Raw genomic sequence first — 15,878 nt, 5'->3', positions numbered from 1 at the left:
TTTTCTTGGTATTGGATAACTTCTTTCATACGACCTTAACTCGATGTCAGTCATGGAGGCTGATTGTGAAATTAGAGGAATTTACGTACAGTCTCGTTATGAAAACACTGGAAATTCTGGAAAAACAACACAATTATAAAGTTTCGGATGCCATCAAAAAAGAGATCGCCGAGGCCGTGGTGAATGACATGGACTCCCTGATCTCAAAATAGCAACGGCCCAATACCCGCCATGCGCAGGCTACCGGCACATCCTCATTTCGCCTTATGGCAGTAAGCGCCGCCTTCCATGACCCGCCCAAGTTGAAGCTCGCCCGGCGCCTCATGGTGGAGCGACAATTGCGCGGTCGCGGAATCCGCGATGAACGCGTCCTGGCAGCAATGCTCCTGGTGCCGCGCCATGAATTTGTTCCGCAGGAACTCAGGCACCAGGCTTATGAGGACCACCCGCTGTCCATTGGGGAGAATCAGACGATCTCTCAGCCTTACATGGTGGCCGTCATGACGCAGGAGCTGATGTTGCGGCCTTCCGATGTCGTGCTCGAGGTCGGCACGGGCAGCGGCTATCAGGCGGGCGTCCTCTCCAGATTGACGTCATTTGTCTACACAATCGAGCGGCGCCAGCGCTTGGCCTGCCTTGCGTACGCTACCCTCAAACAGGTAGGGTATGCCAACATCGCCGTCTTCTGCGGCGACGGGAGCCGGGGACTCCCCGAACACGCGCCCTTCGATGCGATTCTCGTTACAGCCGCAGCGCCGGAAGTGCCGGAGGTGCTCCTGGAACAGTTGGCCGATGACGGCAGGCTCATCATCCCGGTCGGCCAAAAAATGATCCAGGTGTGCAAACGGATCGTTCGGCGCGGACGAAAGTTCGAGGAAACCGATCTCACCAGCTGCGTTTTTGTGCCGCTGGTTGGAAGATTCGGATGGGAGATTTAATTCCGGATGAATGACCGGTTCATTGATATACGCGGTGCCAAGGAACATAACCTGAAAAACATCGATCTGCGCATTCCGCGCGATAAACTCGTCGTGATCACGGGACTGAGCGGCTCGGGCAAGTCCTCTCTTGCATTCGATACCATATACGCCGAAGGACAACGCCGCTATGTCGAGAGCCTCTCAGCTTATGCTCGCCAGTTCCTCGAGCAGATGCAGAAACCCGACGTCGAACACATCGAGGGTCTTTCACCCGCAATCTCCATCGAACAGAAAACGGCCGGAAGAAACCCCCGCTCGACGGTCGGAACGGTCACTGAAATTTACGACTATTTGCGGGTCCTGTATGCCCGCATCGGCACGCCCCATTGCTACAAGTGCGGCAAAATCATCTCTTCGCAGACTGCACAGGAAATTACCGACCAGATCGCCTCCCTCCCGGAAGGAACGCGCCTCATCCTGCTCGCCCCGCTCGTGCGCGGGCGAAAAGGCGAGTATCGCCACATTTTCGAGAACGTCCGCAAAGAGGGCTACGTGCGCGTGCGCGTAGATGGCAAGATGTACGATGTCGCCAGCGAGGAGATCAAACTCGCCAAACGCAAAGCCCACGATGTTGACGTCGTCATTGACCGCCTCGTCGTAAAGCACGGAATTCGCTCGCGACTGAACGACTCGGTTGAGACCGCTTTGCGGCTTGGCAAAGGCATCGTGAGCCTCTTATCTGAGGAGCCCGCCGGCGGTCGCGCCAAGAGCCGGGAAAAGATTTTCAGCGAAAAATTGGCATGCATCGAGTGCGGGATCAGCTATCCCGAACTCGAACCGCGAATGTTCTCATTCAATAGCCCCCACGGCGCATGTCCGGCATGCGGCGGATTAGGAACCAGCTTGGAGATCGAGCCCGAGCTCGTAGTGCCGGACCCGACTAAAAGCATTCGACAGGGGGCCATCGAGCCCTGGCAAACGATTCAGAAAAACTCGCGCTACTTCACCCAGATGCTTGAACAGGTGAGCCGGCATTACGGCTTCGACATCAACACCAGCTTCAAGAATCTCTCGCCGAAACATCGTGATATCCTCCTCTACGGCACTAATGAAGAAGAACTCGATTTTGCGCTGTCGCATGGGCGCAACAAGTATGCCTTCCATAAGACCTACGAAGGCGTTATCCCAAACCTGAAACGGCGGTATAAGGAAACCGATTCGGTCGCGATCAGAGAGTGGATCGAGTCCTATATGAGGCCGCGCCCCTGCACTGCATGCGGAGGCGCCAGATTGAAGCCCGAGAGCCTTGCCGTGCGGGTGGGCGAAAAGAACATCGCCGGGGTGACGGCTCTGTCCATTAAGGAGGCGCGGCAGTTCTTCGGCCGGCTTAGGCTCTCGAAAGTGGAATCACAGATCGCGGGGCGAATTCTGAAGGAAATGCGCGAGCGGCTCGACTTCATGCTCAATGTCGGCCTCGATTACCTCACGCTTGACCGACCCGCCGGCACGCTTGCGGGCGGTGAATCACAACGAATACGGCTGGCCACACAGGTGGGCTCCGGATTGGTCGGAGTCCTCTACATCCTGGATGAGCCGAGCATCGGACTGCACCAGCGCGACAACCACCGCCTCCTGCAAACGCTGCTCAGGCTGCGGGACATCGGAAACACTGTTATTGTTGTCGAGCATGATGAGGCCACCATGCGGACCGCCGATTACATAATCGACCTCGGCCCGATGGCAGGTGTCCATGGCGGCGAGGTGGTGATTTCCGGCACACCGGACGAAATCATGATGTGCGACCGCTCGATGACCGGAAAATACCTGACCGGCGAGCTCCAGATCGAAATGCCTGCGGTGAGGCGACAGGGAAACGGCAAAAATCTCGAATTGATCGGCGTGCGCCACAATAATTTGAAGAATATCGACGTCTCATTCCCGCTCGGTCTTTTCATCGCCGTCACGGGCGTATCCGGCTCCGGCAAATCTTCACTCGTCGACGAAACGCTTTATCCCGCGCTGGCGCGAAAGCTCTATCGATCGAAAACCAAACCCGGACCGTATAACGACCTAAAGGGCGCCCAGTATATCGATAAGGTGATCGATATCGACCAATCGCCGATTGGTCGAACCCCGCGATCAAATCCCGCCACCTACACCGGCGTCTTCACCCATATCCGCGACCTGTTCTCCCGCGTGCCCGACGCAAAAGTGAGAGGATACAGGCCGGGCCGCTTCAGCTTCAACGTGAAAGGCGGACGGTGCGAGGCCTGCAAAGGGGACGGCCTGATCAAGATCGAGATGCACTTCTTGCCCGACGTGTACGTCACCTGCGAGGCCTGCGGCGGCCTGCGCTATAACCGTGAAACGCTCGCTGTCAGGTATAAGGGAAAAAATATCGCCGAAGTTCTCGATATGACGGTCGAGGACGCGCTCGCGTTCTTTGCAGAAATCCCCGCTATCAAACAGAAGATGCAAACGCTTTTCGACGTCGGCCTTGGCTACGTCAAGCTCGGGCAGTCATCCACCACACTTTCGGGAGGCGAAGCCCAACGCGTGAAATTATCCACCGAACTGTCCCGGCGCGATACCGGGAAAACACTCTATATCCTCGATGAGCCGACAACCGGTCTGCATTTCGACGACATCAAGCGGCTCCTGGCCATCCTGGCGCGACTGGTCGACGCCGGCAACACAGTTATTGTTATCGAGCACAATCTCGATGTTATCAAAACAGCCGACTATATAATCGATCTCGGACCGGAAGGAGGCGACGAGGGAGGCTTTCTCATTGGCGCTGGCACTCCCGAAGAAATAAGCGCCTCCCAAAAATCATATACCGGACGTTTTCTCAAACCCGTTTTAGAAAGAAAAAGTGTCGTCGGAACCGGCAGTGCCATCTAATCCCCGGCTGTCATCACAACCCGCCGCTTCGCCCGCAGGCTCTCCGCCTGTGCCGGAAACAATGCGGGATGAAGTCGAAACGATAGAAAGCGCATCCCGCCTTCGCCGGCTGATCCCCTTCACCCTCCTTTTTCTGATCCAATTGTCCTTCTTCTCGCTCTTGGCAGTACGCCGGCTCATTGACAGCGACGAAGGATTCTATCTCTACATCTCGAAAATCGTCTTCTCTGAAGGAGCGATACCCTACAGAGACGTCTTCTATCAGCAGATGCCGCTTTTGCCCTACCTGTACGGCTGCTGGATGCGCCTGTTCGGCTATACATGGGAAGCAGGCCGTATCTTTTCTGCTCTCCTCTCAGCCGCAACCGGCGCACTTCTCGTGTGGGCGGTCGAAAAGACAACAAGTAGCCGGCTGCTCGCTGTCGCCGCTTTCCTGCTATACACGCTGAATCTCTCCGTGCTCCTTTTCTTCCTTACCGCTAAAACGTATGCTCTCTCGACGTCCCTTCTCTTCAGCAGCATCATCTTGCTCGGAGAGTACAAAGGAAAATATCGATTCGGCGCCGCAGGGTTTCTCCTGGCGCTCAGCGTGCAAACCCGTCTTTTCTTTCTTGCCGCCGCGCCTGCGTTGCTCTTTTTTCTTTGGAAACAGATTGATCGGCGCCGCCTCGCAGCCTTCAGGGATTTCTCGACTGGATTCGTTCTCGGGCTGATTCCGTCCCTTATCCTCCTTTGTCTGGCGCCCCGACAGTTCCTCTTCGATAACGTGACGTATCACGCCCTTCGTGATCCCGCGGGATTTGTCGGGGACCTGCCGCAAAAGTTCGAGGTAGTGCGAAAACTTGTCTTCAGCCCCGGAACTTTTCGCCCCACACAATTGTCCCTTCTGTTCGCCGCGTTTCCGGTTGCCATTATCGCGTGGAAACGCATGAGCGACAGCGGAAAATTGGCCGCGGCTGCAGCCGCGCTTCTCGGAATCGCCTCGCTGCTGCCCACGCCAACCTTCGGACAATACTTCTGCGTACTCGTCCCGTTCCTGGCCCTCTCGCTGCTCCAGGCTATTCACGCCTATAGTCGTCCTCTGCCGGCAGCAATGCGGAAGATAATATGCGCTTCCATTGCCCTCATTGCACTCCTCGCCGCGACAGCGGCGGCTCCACGCGTCCATTCCTTATTTTTCAAAGGTCGTAATGTTCCCGGCATTCCAGACGGAAGCGATCCAAACGACTGGTCTATCGCCACCGCTAACAAAATAGCCGCTATAGTCGAATCATCGAGCGAGGGATCGCCGGTGGTAAGCTCCTGGCCCGGTTACCTCCTTTCTGCCGACAGAACCATCTATCCAAAAATGGAAAATCAGATTTCGATCGGCGTTTCCGAAGATATTCCCCCTGAAACCGCCGACGCTTTAAAGTTGCTGCGCAAAGACGATCTCCGCCGCGCCATCGCCGACCCGCGCGTGCAGGTGGTCGTTGCCGGCAACTGCATGCACTGGTGGCAAAGCATCTATCTTGAGGCCGTGGCGCAGAACGGGTATGATCTATTGACGAAAGAGGCGAACGCATTGATTTATATTCGACCGAGACGGGATTCGCCTACCGGTGGGGGAGCAGGCTAGCTCGTACATATGCGCGAAATCATCCATATAATGATTACTCTCGCGGCGATTGCGCTCGCATATGCCGCCCCTTTCTTTCATCTGCGGCGGCTGAATCGCTTCAGCTCGATTGATGCCGCCGTCCTCGCGCCCGCAGCCGCGTCGCTTCTAATCGGAGGAATTGCTTTTGTCACTCATGCTCTTGGCCTCCCTCAGTTCGCGCTTCACACGCTGATTCTCGCGCTAATGGTCCTTTCAATTATTCCAGCGCTTCGAGGAACAACCGGCCCCGAAAAAACATACAGGCTGCCATTGGTGATAGGCACGCTGTTCCTGGCGCTTATCCTGCTGCTTCAGGCGGCATTCCCGATCTATCTCGGTGGTTTCTGGTACTTCGATTGGTGGCAGCACTACAGTCTTTCGCAGATGTATCTCGGCAAGATCACCCACGACCACCTGTGGCTCGGGATGTACAACTTCGCCTCCCGAACTCCGCTGCTCAACCTCAACACCGCTTTCTTCCTCTCGATCTTCGGCGATCATTTCTGGGTCTATCAGCTTGCGGCCTCTCTTCTCAACTCGATCTTCGTGTTGCCGGCCTTCGCGCTCTGCGCTCATCTCACCGGCAGAAAAAGAACCTTATTGATTATGGCCGCCCTGTTTTTCTCGCCGTCGCTCGTCCACAATAGCTGGTATCCCTGGCCAAAACTGTTTGCCGCATATTTTGCACTGGCAGCCGCATATTTCTATCTGATCAATCGGAAACAGCACCGGTTCCCCGATATACAAGCTGCCTTACCGGTTTTTGTGCTGATCTGGGCCGGATTCCTCGCGCATCAGTCTTCGTTGTTCTCTACCGTCGTGATTCTCGTGGACATGTTCTTGCCCGCTGTAAAAAGAGAACCGGCAAGAGCGCTTCGGATGGGGATCGCCTGTGTCGTCTGTTTTTTCATCATCGACGGCATCTGGTTTGCCTGGTCCACCCGCTTCTTCGGGGTTGCTGGAACGTTTCTTTCCTATTATGAGCGTCCAGCCGCTGTGGGTGGATTGGCTGGATATGTCACCCTTTTTACGTATCATGTCCTTGCCGCTATGTTCTCGCCGCTCTTTCTGTACGACATCGCGGGGCAAAATCTCGACTACCTGCGATTCCTCCAGAACCTGCAGGCGCTCTCGTACAACTCTGTTTTCGGCATCGGCACTGCGACGCTTTTTGCATCGGCGCTGGCCGCCATCGTATACAGAATCTCGCGCACGCGGGAAGATGCCCCATTTGTGCAATCGCTTCATGGAAAGCGCGTTCGCCTCCCGCTGCTCGTGCTTTCACTGTGGGCGGCATTGATTGCGGGCTTCCTTCTGGCGGGACAGAATTTCGGGCAGAACTTTTTCCCCCGCTATTTTAATCACCCGGATTTCGCGAGAAAAATGTTCGCAGGCTACTTCGGAGCAGGTGCAGTTGCTTTAGGTTTGGCATTTTTCGCTCTCTCGGTCAAGAAAAGATCCAGCGCAGAGCGGATCCCTGACGATGATAAACTTGCCGGCGCATACCTGTTGTACTGGATGGCGATTGCCGGCTATCTTGGCGGAATAATCACAGTTCACGAGATATATATACACGGAACAATAAGCGCCGGCAGTGCGACAGCCGTTGTTCTGACATTGCTTTTCCTTGCGCGGATCGCAGCCGATTTCCCGAGAAAACTGAAGCTCCTGCTCGTCTTGCCGATTATGGCGGAGAACTTGCTGATACTCTGGTTCCCTCTCCTGATCATCCGCAATAACTGGGGCTGGGCTGGTGAAAAGAATTGGGCCCTGAAGGAGCAGAACCAGCTTTCATTTCTGGCGGATATTCTCGCCGATCATTGGAAAATGCTGGGCGTTGCCGGCATCGTTCTGCAAGCGACTCTGCTGTCCATTTGGGCGCTCGCAAAAACGAAAAACAAAGGTGAAGAGTCAGGGCGCTCGATCACGTGATCCTCATGGAAATCTTCTCTGAAAAAATCGAGATCGAGGGCGCAGGCGAGCCCGTACAACCGGTGGCCTTTACCTGGCGCGGGAAAGAGTTCCACATTCAGAAAATCATCAGGATTTGGCAGGACTGGGGATTCCCTCCCGGTTCGCCCAAGCGGAAAACATGGAAGCTGCGCCGCCACCGCACGTATTTTCAGGTGCTGACTCGGGAAGGGCGCGTCTTCGAAATCTATCTGGATCGAAAGGGCCCCGATCTCGAATGGATTCTGTATCGAGAACTGGATAAATGAGAAGGCGTTCGGCTGGAACTGAGCCCTCCCTCATCTCCCGGAAAAGTCACCACGTCTTGCGAAACTTTCCGCCACCCTCATTTATTAATTTCGTGAACCCGTGCTTCTGGAGGTTGCCGTCGGAAAGGATCGACTTCTCGCTTCGCCCCGTCATCAGGTTCGGCGCGCAAATGACTCTTTCGATCGCCGCGCCGCATTGGGGGCAGATTGACAAAGGCGCTTCTTGTATTCCTTGCTTTTGCTCGAAGGATTTTTTGCAGAAAGAACAGCCGCCGTTCCTGGCCTTATAGATATATGTCGGCATTGCTTCACCTCCCGCAAACAAACGTTTTTCTACTAACTATTCTCGCGAATTTTGATTCACATGTCAACCGGATGATCGTTATTGCCTTCAACCGTTGTTAATCGCCATGATATAATTAATGTCAATGGGGGGCCGCAAGATCTCAAAACGCCAGATGAATTCACTACCTCGAACCACATATATCGCCTGCGCGGGCGCCGCCTTATTCTTCTTTCTTATATATCGTCATTTTCTGGCCCCCGACATCGTTACCGGTGACAGCGCAGATTTGGTGGCTCAGTCGTACCTGATCGGCGTCTGCCATCAAACCGGTTATCCGATCACAGTGGTCGCGGGAAAACTGTTCTCTTTTCTGCCTGTCGGCACCGTGGCGTATCGGCTCAATATGTTCTCCGCAGCAAGCGCCGCGATAACCGTCATGCTCGCCGCCTTGACCATTCGCGTCCTGCTGGAAAAGGATTCATTAGCGATTTTCGGCGGAATAGTTCTTGGGTTCTCCCCCGTCCTCTGGTCGCGAGCCGAGTCCGCGAACGTGCATGCTTTCGCGGGTATGTTGACAGCCTCGTACATCCTCCTGTTCAGCCTGTTCCTAATCCGGGGATCACGCCTCCATTTCCTGGCCGGCATGCTCGTCTTCGGCCTGAGTTGGACGGCGCATATGCAGAATCTGCTGCACCTGCCCGCTATCGGTTGGCTCGTGCTCACAAAAAGAAATGAGTTGCAGCCAAGGAATCTGTTGTTGGGAGGGTGCCTCTTCGCGCTGGGGCTTGCTCCATATATCTGGATGATGCATCGCGCGACCGTGGCGCCGCCATTCGATACGTTTTCTTCTCCGACGACTCCCGTGAGTCTCCTGTATTACGTCCTCGGACTCTCGCACAATCCGGCTTCGTTCAGCGGCTTTGGGACAATCGCCAGGAGCTCCCTCTATCTTCTGAAAGTCTATCTGGGCAGCTTCCATATCATGATTCCTTTATTGATCGCCGGCATCCTCACGTTCTGGAAACGCAACTGGCGGATATCTATTTTTCTCGGCTTGATCCAGGCCGCAAATTCGCTCTACCTGACCAACTTCAGCTATTACTTCTCCTTTTTTCATTACCTCATTCCCAGTTGCATCGTTTCCGCTGTCTGGATCGCCGCCGGGGCTGATGCGATGCGCGATTGGATCAGCCGCAAGTCCCCGGCAGGCTCTCATGTCGCTTTCTGGACTCTGCTTGCCGCCTGGGCCGTCACCGCATATCTCATCTTCCCCTCATCCCGATTCCTCCAATGGAGCGTTGAAGCCGGCTGCTCATTCCCGACAATCGACTGGCGTCGTGAGCGCAGGGGCAGGGAGTACATCAACCTCATCAACGAGCGACTCCCGGAGAATTCGGTCATTGTCACTTCATGGACTTACTTCACGCTCATGAAATATGCGCAATACGTCGAGGGCATACGACCCGACCTTGCCCTCGTGCTGCATTCCGAAACCGATGATTATCGCGAGCGGATCGCGGCAAACCCCGAGGCCATGGCGGCCCTGAATTCGTCACGACCCGTCTTCTTCATGACCGGGAGAGGAATACATGAAATCCCTTCGGATCATCCTGGAGATTTTCTGTAAAACATCGGCGCTTGCTTTGCTTGCCGTTCTGTGCGCCCTTCTTACAGCCGGATACCTCGCTTTCAAACCAACGAACGCGACCGCCGAAAGAACAGCGTGCTCGTTCAATGGGAATCGGGCCTTTGAGCATCTTCGTTCTCTGGTGAAGCTGGGGCCGCGGGTGCCCGGAACTCCCGCAGCGGCCAGGGCACAGGACTACATCTTGAATCACCTGCGTGTCAATGGTGTTGATGTCAAGGAGCAGCCGTTCGAGGCTCGAACGCCACTCGGCACAAAGAAGATGAAGAATATCATCGGCGTTTTGCCCGGCTTATCCAGCGACGTAATCATAGTGGGCGCCCATTACGACACTAAATTATTCAATGGGTTCGAATTCGTCGGAGCAAATGACGGCGCCTCGGGAACGGCGGTCTTGCTCGAACTTTCGCAATGTCTGCAGCCAAAACAAACGGGGACGACCCTGTGGCTGGTTTTCTTTGACGGCGAAGAAGCCTTCGTCAAATGGAGCCCCGCCGACAGCCTGTACGGAAGCAACCATTATGTCGATCGACTTCAGGCATCGGGTGAGATCAAGAACGTGAAGGCGATGATCCTCCTTGATATGGTGGGCGATTCGCATCTTTCAATCGAGACCGAACTGTATTCAACGCGCTGGCTGAGAAACATCGTGTGGAATACCGCCGAACGCATGGGTTATCAAAAACAATTCACTACCGCGCCGGCCTGGATTCAAAACGACCACCTCCCCTTCCTGAAGAGAAAAATTCCGGCTCTGAACATCATCGATTTTCATTATGGCCCCGCGTCACGTACAAATGAATTCTGGCATTCGCCGGAGGATACCCTCGACAAGGTGAACCCTGAATCTCTGCAGATCATCGGAGACGTCGTCGTGGCATCTCTGCCGCAAATAACCGTCAGAATGGGGAAATACCCTTAGATCGCGTCCAAAAAAGTTTTCCCTGTGGCAGGTTTACGCAAAGGTAAGCTTGAGGAGTCTTCTCTACAGCAGGTCGTCCAGCATTCGGCGGGCTACGGTGCGATATATGTTTTCATCGTCCTGCACGGACTGAGCATCCAGACGTTCTTTGGCTTCGGCAAGCTTCTCGGGGCGAACGTCAGGGAGCTTCTTCGCAAGAGACACATAACGCGCAACATCGGCGGCCTTCTGGGCTTCCGGCGAAATATTCACCTGATCCGCCGGCCGAACATCCTCCGTCGAACGCCGCCGCTGCTCTTCCTGCCGCGCCTGATTCAGCGATGGTTCGTGAACGCCATCTATTCGGTTGATATCCACGAACGCTGCTCCTTTTCTTGTCCTCGTGATTCTCTCACTATATCTATCGGCACAATTCCTGATTTCTTTAGCGCCTGCGCCAAATCTCAGGCGGTTCCCGGCTTCCTTAGCTCTAAACCCTCTTGATTCATAAGGTTATGCACTTCCACCAGTATCTCGGGAACAGCTTTTTTATCCAGCCGCAAGGTCTCCCAGGCTGCTTGATCGATGCCGGGATCGCTCCCGCCGCCCGCTCCGATCTGTTTCTTTCTGACCAGATAATCGGAAACATGCGTCACAATCGTATAATTTTGTACCTTCTCAGACGCCTTCAGCGGCAAATGATGGTACGTTAGCGCCGAAATAATGTCCTGAGACAGGTTCCACCTTTTTGCCAGGAGGCCGCCCACGTCCGTATGAGTGCAGCCGATAACTTTCTTTTCCGCCTCAAAGAGCGGGATGGCCTCATCCCGGCTTACCTCCAGCGCCTCCTGGAATTGTGCCTGCAGATACTGCCCGAATATGATCTTGCCCAGATCGTGCAACAGACCGCAGATAAAGAAGTCGTCGCTGCGCCGATCCAGATGAAGAGCTTCGCGCGCCAGAATCTGCGAGCAATAACCCGTCGCGAGCGAGTGCTGCCAGAACTTCTCGCGGTCAAAGAGCCCGCACATATCGCTGTCATATGGAGTGTCAAAAACCGTGGCCGTCGTCACGAGGTTGCGGATAATGTTAAACCCCAGCATCGTGACCGCATGGTTGATCGTCGTAACCTTGTTGCGGAGCCCATAATAGGCCGAGTTGGCCAGGCGCAACACTTTCGTCGCCGTTGAAGGATCGTGCGATATGATTTTCGCTATGTCCGCGGCTGATGAGTCTGCATTCGCGATGGCGGAATTCAGTTGCGCCAGGACCACCGGGATCGTCGGAAGCGTAACGATATTTTCGATTAGTTGCTCGGGCAGTTCCTCTTGCATCATATATTCGTTTCAATCAGCTCAGCCTGGGATGGTTTGGGTGCGACAGCGTTTCTGGTCCTCTTCTTAAACCTTCCGCCGCATCTTCAGAAATTCCTCCTTGCGATACATCTTTTCAAGGAGTTACCCTACCAAAAAATGGAATTGGTTGTCAAGAATCATCTGAATTCGTTTATTGTCGCCGTCAAATTCGGACGGTTTGCGCACAGACCTCTAATACCCCATTTTCTTCAACATCTGCAGGTTTTCAATCGCTTCGGGCAGCGGTCTCAGCTTCAGTGCTTTTTCCCAGTGTTGTCGGGCGAGATCATATCGTTTTTCCCTCGCATACAGAATCCCCAGGCTGTTGTGAGCCTCGGCGCTCGCCGGATCAAGTTCGATCGCCAGCAGGAGATGGTCCTCGGCCTCACGAAAATTGTTCGCATCCATGTAGCTGAGTCCCAGGGTCACCCGCGCCGCCGCCGAGGAAGGAGAAAGCGCTACCGCTTTCAGCGCGGCGGAGACCGCCGGCAAAGGCTCCTTGCGAGCCCGGTACACGGCGGCAAGATTCATGTATGAGCCGGCCGAATCAGGATCAAGCCGCAGCGCCTGTTGAAGTTCCTCAGTCGCCCGATCCAGCCACAATTTCTCCTTGTATGCAAGCGCCAGACTGTTGCGGAACATCGGGAGATCCGGCGCCAGCACAACCGCCTCCTTCAAATGCTTGAGCGCCTCTTCCACATGCCCGCGTTCCAGACATACATTTCCCAGGTTCAGTCTCATTCGCGGATTCTCCGGATGCATCTGAACGATGTACCGATAGAGGCGCAGTTCGTCCTGCCAGATGAAGTTGCGCTTCATCGACAGCAGCGACAGCAAAAAAAGGATACAACAGAGCAGACCAGCTACCGCTCCTTTCGAGAAGAGGAAGACGCCCGAACTGCCGATCTTCTGAAGAAACACATCGAAAGCGACCGCAATGCAAAGGAAAATGCCGATAGAGGGCAGATACAGAAAATGGATTGGCGTGAACAGATGCGTATGAGCGGCCTCCGGATATATGGGAACGATGTTGCTCATCGGAAGGAACACAATGAGAAACCAGAGGAGGCCGAAGACAGTGGCATTCGTCCGCCGGGATTTCCAGGCAAATACTGCGCCCATGCATGCGAAGAGAAAACCGAGCAAGGTACGGATTTCTCCGATCGAGCCTAAGGGGGTCCGGGGTTCATAATCGAGGTGCAGCGGGAAAAGCAGGATCAAAAGATAATCAAGGAAAACGACCGGAAGAGTAATCAACCTGGCGAGCGGCTTAATGAAAAAAGCAGAAAGAAATCCCGTCCCTGCTCCCAGCACTGCTGTACGTATTCCCACGTACATGAAAGCCAGCAAGAAAAAAGGCGTGCAATTTATGAGAAGGCGGAGGAGGCCATTTTTTCTTCGCTCTGGAACCAACCGGTCCATAACCAGGAGGATGAGCGGAAGTCCGAGAGTTTCCTCTTTCGAAAAGAATGCGATCGCGCATGAGATCAATGCCCCGAAATACAGTGTGATCGCCGCTCTCTTGCTTTTCGACTGGCAATAGCGGAGATACAATAAGAGCGAGAGCAGGAAGAAAAAGGCAGAAAGGATTCCCGTTCGATCAGCGATAGCCACCACTCCTTTGTGCGCCGGATGAACGGCGAAAAGAAGCGCGGTCAGAAATGCCAATCGCCTGTTCTGCGTCAGGCGGAAAAGGAGAAAGAAGACGATGAGCGCATTCGCGCAGTGAAGCAGGAGATTCGACAGGTGATAGCCCCACGGGCTGAATCCCCAAAGCTGATAGTCCGCCATGAATGATGCGATAACCACCGGACGATAGTACATCCCCAGGAATGGTTGACGAAACAGACCGGGCAGATGCTTCCAACTGACAATGAGAGGATTGCCGAGAATGATCGCCCTGTCATCCCAGACGAAACCGGCCTGTAGCACATTCAAATTGGCGATAAAGGCCATGCCGAAGATCAGCACCGCCGGCAGGAATAATTCACTTCCCGCCGCGGCAGCCGCGAAAGATATTCCCGAAGACCGCTGCTTCTCGGCCCACGATTTTTTAGGATGCATGGTCACAATATGATCTCTCAGAAGATTTCGCGGTCGCAGATTCAATTTCGCAGGCGCAGCGCTTCTTTTCGATACGCCTGTGCCCGCTCGATATCTCCCCGGCGCTCAAGCAAGTCTGCAAGAACGCCGTACGCTTCAGCATCCTGCGGATCCGCGGCTATGGCGCCCAGCAACTCTTCCTCCGCTCGCTCCCATTCTCGCATTTGGACCAGGATCAGCGCCGTGTTGGTTCGAAACAACGAAGAGGAAGGCGCGCGCTCCACGGCTTTTTCACTTGCCTCGAGCGCCTTTTGCAGCCACCCCTTCTGCACATATGCCACCGCCAGATTCGCATATGCGGTCGCGTCATCGGGCTTCAATTCGATCCCTTTCAGGAACTCGCGCATCGCATGGTCGAGCATGCCGGCGTTCAAATATGCGACGCCGAGCCCGTTGTGCGCCTTTTCAGAATTCGGGCTGAGCGCGACGGAACGTTCATACAACTGAATTGCCTTCTGCAATTCGCCCGCGCCCATGTACGCGACCGCAAGGTTCAGCGCCATCCTGTCAGGGTGCATCTCATTCGTATGACTGAAAAGACTGATGTCGCTCCTCCACATGACGTTTCGTCTCAGCGAAAGCATGCAAAAAAATAACGTGATCAAGACGATGGCAAGCCGAAAGACGGCGCTGCGGAAACGATAGGAAGTGCTCCCGACCACCGTAAATATCTTTTCCAGACCGACTCCCGCACAGAGGAACGCGCCGATGGATGGCAGATAGAGAAAATGGACGGGGTTGAATAATTCCCGTTCGGCCTCCTCCGGAAAAATCGGAATCACGTTGCTCATGGGTCCGAAAACAATAAGGTACCAGAGTATCCCATACGCTATGGCGGGCGCTCGCTTGTAAAGGAAGAGCGCCATGCACGTCACAAGCAGAATCACAGCCATCCCCGCCCATCCCCCGGCATCCGCCACAGAGGCAACCAAGGGAAATCGCGCTTCGTAATCAATCCGCAAGGGAAACACAAGCAGCGAAAGGTAATGGAGCAAGAGCGATGGAATGGTCATCATCCGCCGCACAGGCTCGATCAAGAACGCCGCCGTTAAACCCACGGGCAGATCGACCGCGCGCCCCCTTAACCATACGTACAGCACGGCCACCAGGAGAAACGGAATGTAAGGAACCGCCCCGCGCAACGGATTCTGTTTCAGTCTCTCACGAAAAAAGACAAAGTCCGTTACGCTAAGCATCAGCGGAAGCGTCAGCGCCTCTTCCTTGGAAAACGCTCCGAGTGCAAACAGAGCCACCGAAATCACATAACAGCCAACCGCGCGGCTAATCCGGCTTGCGTCCCGAAATGCTATATACAAAAGTAGCGCCGCAAGAAAGAAAAAGGCCGCGAGCAGGCCCGTCCGATCTGAAATGTAGGCAACTCCTTTGTGCACCGGATGAATGGCAAAAAGAAGACTGCCCAGAAATGCGGCTCTTCGGTTGCTCGTGAATCGCTGTGATAGGAAGAACACCAATAAGACGTTTGCGCAATGAAGAACGAGATTGGTCAGGTGATACCCAAGCGGCTGCAGCCCCCAAACTGCATATTCAGCCGCAAACGAGAGAAGCACTACCGGCCGGTAATACTTGGTGAGAAAGGGCTTGCTGAAGATGTCGGGCAGCGTGCCCCACTGCTTGATGGTCGGATTCCCGACAATCAGCGAGCCGTCGTCCCAAATGAAGCCACCCGCAAGAACGGTCAGATTCGCGGCTACCGCCGCCCCGAGAAGCAGCAACACTGGCCAAATACAGGCGTTCCCTTCACGGTGCTGACCACAGACTTCCCGGCTTGCTCTTCCCGTCTCCGGTATCGTTTGATATGCCATAACTTAGACAAAATTATACCATACATCTCTTGCAGCCCTCAATCCCAAAATATGGGGACAGCAAAATATGGGGACAGAGACCA

At 54.6% G+C, this 15,878-nt stretch carries 12 protein-coding genes; 7 read left to right on the top strand and 5 right to left on the bottom strand.

Annotated features, from left to right (window positions below):
• The first annotated feature begins 323 nt into the window (after positions 1-323).
• The 5 genes from C4520_05295 to C4520_05275 all read left to right on the top strand — a co-directional run bounded on the left by C4520_05295 (position 324) and on the right by C4520_05275 (position 7,682).
• Positions 324-938 (top strand): protein-L-isoaspartate(D-aspartate) O-methyltransferase, encoded by a 615-nt coding sequence (locus C4520_05295; GenBank protein RJP23932.1) that lies wholly within the window; start codon positions 324-326, stop codon positions 936-938.
• Positions 939-944: 6 nt separating this feature from the next.
• The gene (gene uvrA / locus C4520_05290; GenBank protein RJP23857.1) at positions 945-3,824 is read left to right on the top strand and encodes an excinuclease ABC subunit UvrA; all 2,880 of its coding nucleotides are present in this window, start codon (positions 945-947) and stop codon (positions 3,822-3,824) included.
• A 61-nt stretch (positions 3,825-3,885) separates the two neighbouring features.
• Positions 3,886-5,442 (top strand): hypothetical protein, encoded by a 1,557-nt coding sequence (locus C4520_05285; GenBank protein ID RJP23856.1) that lies wholly within the window; start codon positions 3,886-3,888, stop codon positions 5,440-5,442.
• Between the two features lie 9 nt (positions 5,443-5,451).
• Complete coding sequence (locus C4520_05280; GenBank protein ID RJP23855.1) at positions 5,452-7,395, top strand: hypothetical protein; 1,944 nt, start codon at positions 5,452-5,454, stop codon at positions 7,393-7,395.
• Positions 7,392-7,682: a hypothetical protein gene (locus C4520_05275; protein RJP23854.1), complete on the top strand. Its 291-nt coding sequence runs from the start codon at positions 7,392-7,394 to the stop codon at positions 7,680-7,682. Before C4520_05280 ends, C4520_05275 begins: the two co-directional genes overlap by 4 nt.
• 46 nt (positions 7,683-7,728) lie before the next feature.
• Here C4520_05275 and C4520_05270 read toward each other — a convergent pair whose 3' ends face one another.
• Entirely contained in the window at positions 7,729-7,986 is a 258-nt protein-coding gene (locus C4520_05270; protein RJP23853.1) for a hypothetical protein, read from the bottom strand.
• A gap of 118 nt (positions 7,987-8,104) precedes the next feature.
• Here C4520_05270 and C4520_05265 point away from each other — a divergent pair, with 118 nt between their 5' ends.
• Complete coding sequence (locus C4520_05265; protein RJP23852.1) at positions 8,105-9,595, top strand: DUF2723 domain-containing protein; 1,491 nt, start codon at positions 8,105-8,107, stop codon at positions 9,593-9,595.
• A complete protein-coding gene (locus tag C4520_05260) occupies positions 9,558-10,535 on the top strand; it encodes a M28 family peptidase (GenBank protein RJP23851.1) in 978 nt (325 codons plus the stop codon). The genes C4520_05265 and C4520_05260 overlap by 38 nt, the downstream gene beginning before the upstream one ends.
• Before the next feature lie 63 nt (positions 10,536-10,598).
• On the opposite strand, the gene C4520_05255 is transcribed toward C4520_05260, so the two are convergent.
• The 4 genes from C4520_05255 to C4520_05240 all read right to left on the bottom strand — a co-directional run bounded on the left by C4520_05255 (position 10,599) and on the right by C4520_05240 (position 15,795).
• The gene (locus C4520_05255; protein ID RJP23850.1) at positions 10,599-10,892 is read right to left on the bottom strand and encodes a hypothetical protein; all 294 of its coding nucleotides are present in this window, start codon (positions 10,890-10,892) and stop codon (positions 10,599-10,601) included.
• Between the two features lie 86 nt (positions 10,893-10,978).
• Positions 10,979-11,851, bottom strand: coding sequence for an HDOD domain-containing protein (locus C4520_05250; protein ID RJP23849.1), 873 nt, complete (start codon positions 11,849-11,851; stop codon positions 10,979-10,981).
• Between the two features lie 210 nt (positions 11,852-12,061).
• Positions 12,062-13,978, bottom strand: coding sequence for a tetratricopeptide repeat protein (locus tag C4520_05245; GenBank protein ID RJP23848.1), 1,917 nt, complete (start codon positions 13,976-13,978; stop codon positions 12,062-12,064).
• The gene (locus tag C4520_05240) at positions 13,975-15,795 is read right to left on the bottom strand and encodes a tetratricopeptide repeat protein (GenBank protein RJP23847.1); all 1,821 of its coding nucleotides are present in this window, start codon (positions 15,793-15,795) and stop codon (positions 13,975-13,977) included. The genes C4520_05245 and C4520_05240 overlap by 4 nt, the downstream gene beginning before the upstream one ends.
• Between the last annotated feature and the right edge of the window lie 83 nt (positions 15,796-15,878).

The sequence above is a fragment of the Candidatus Abyssobacteria bacterium SURF_5 genome, assembly GCA_003598085.1.
Lineage (GTDB): Bacteria > Abyssobacteria > SURF-5 > SURF-5 > SURF-5 > SURF-5.
Note: the sequence above shows the minus strand (reverse complement) of the source record. Positions and strands in the feature narration are given on the sequence as shown.

Bases quoted from the DNA above. Each gene is read 5' to 3' on its own strand.
- C4520_05295 (RJP23932.1), top strand. From the start codon at position 324: ATGGTGGAGCGACAATTGCGCGGTCGCGGAATCCGCGATGAACGCGTC.
- uvrA (RJP23857.1), top strand. From the start codon at position 945: ATGAATGACCGGTTCATTGATATACGCGGTGCCAAGGAACATAACCTG.
- C4520_05285 (RJP23856.1), top strand. From the start codon at position 3,886: ATGCGGGATGAAGTCGAAACGATAGAAAGCGCATCCCGCCTTCGCCGG.
- C4520_05280 (RJP23855.1), top strand. From the start codon at position 5,452: ATGCGCGAAATCATCCATATAATGATTACTCTCGCGGCGATTGCGCTC.
- C4520_05270 (RJP23853.1), bottom strand. From the start codon at position 7,986: ATGCCGACATATATCTATAAGGCCAGGAACGGCGGCTGTTCTTTCTGC.
- C4520_05265 (RJP23852.1), top strand. From the start codon at position 8,105: ATGTCAATGGGGGGCCGCAAGATCTCAAAACGCCAGATGAATTCACTA.
- C4520_05260 (RJP23851.1), top strand. From the start codon at position 9,558: ATGAAATCCCTTCGGATCATCCTGGAGATTTTCTGTAAAACATCGGCG.
- C4520_05250 (RJP23849.1), bottom strand. From the start codon at position 11,851: ATGATGCAAGAGGAACTGCCCGAGCAACTAATCGAAAATATCGTTACG.
- C4520_05240 (RJP23847.1), bottom strand. From the start codon at position 15,795: ATGGCATATCAAACGATACCGGAGACGGGAAGAGCAAGCCGGGAAGTC.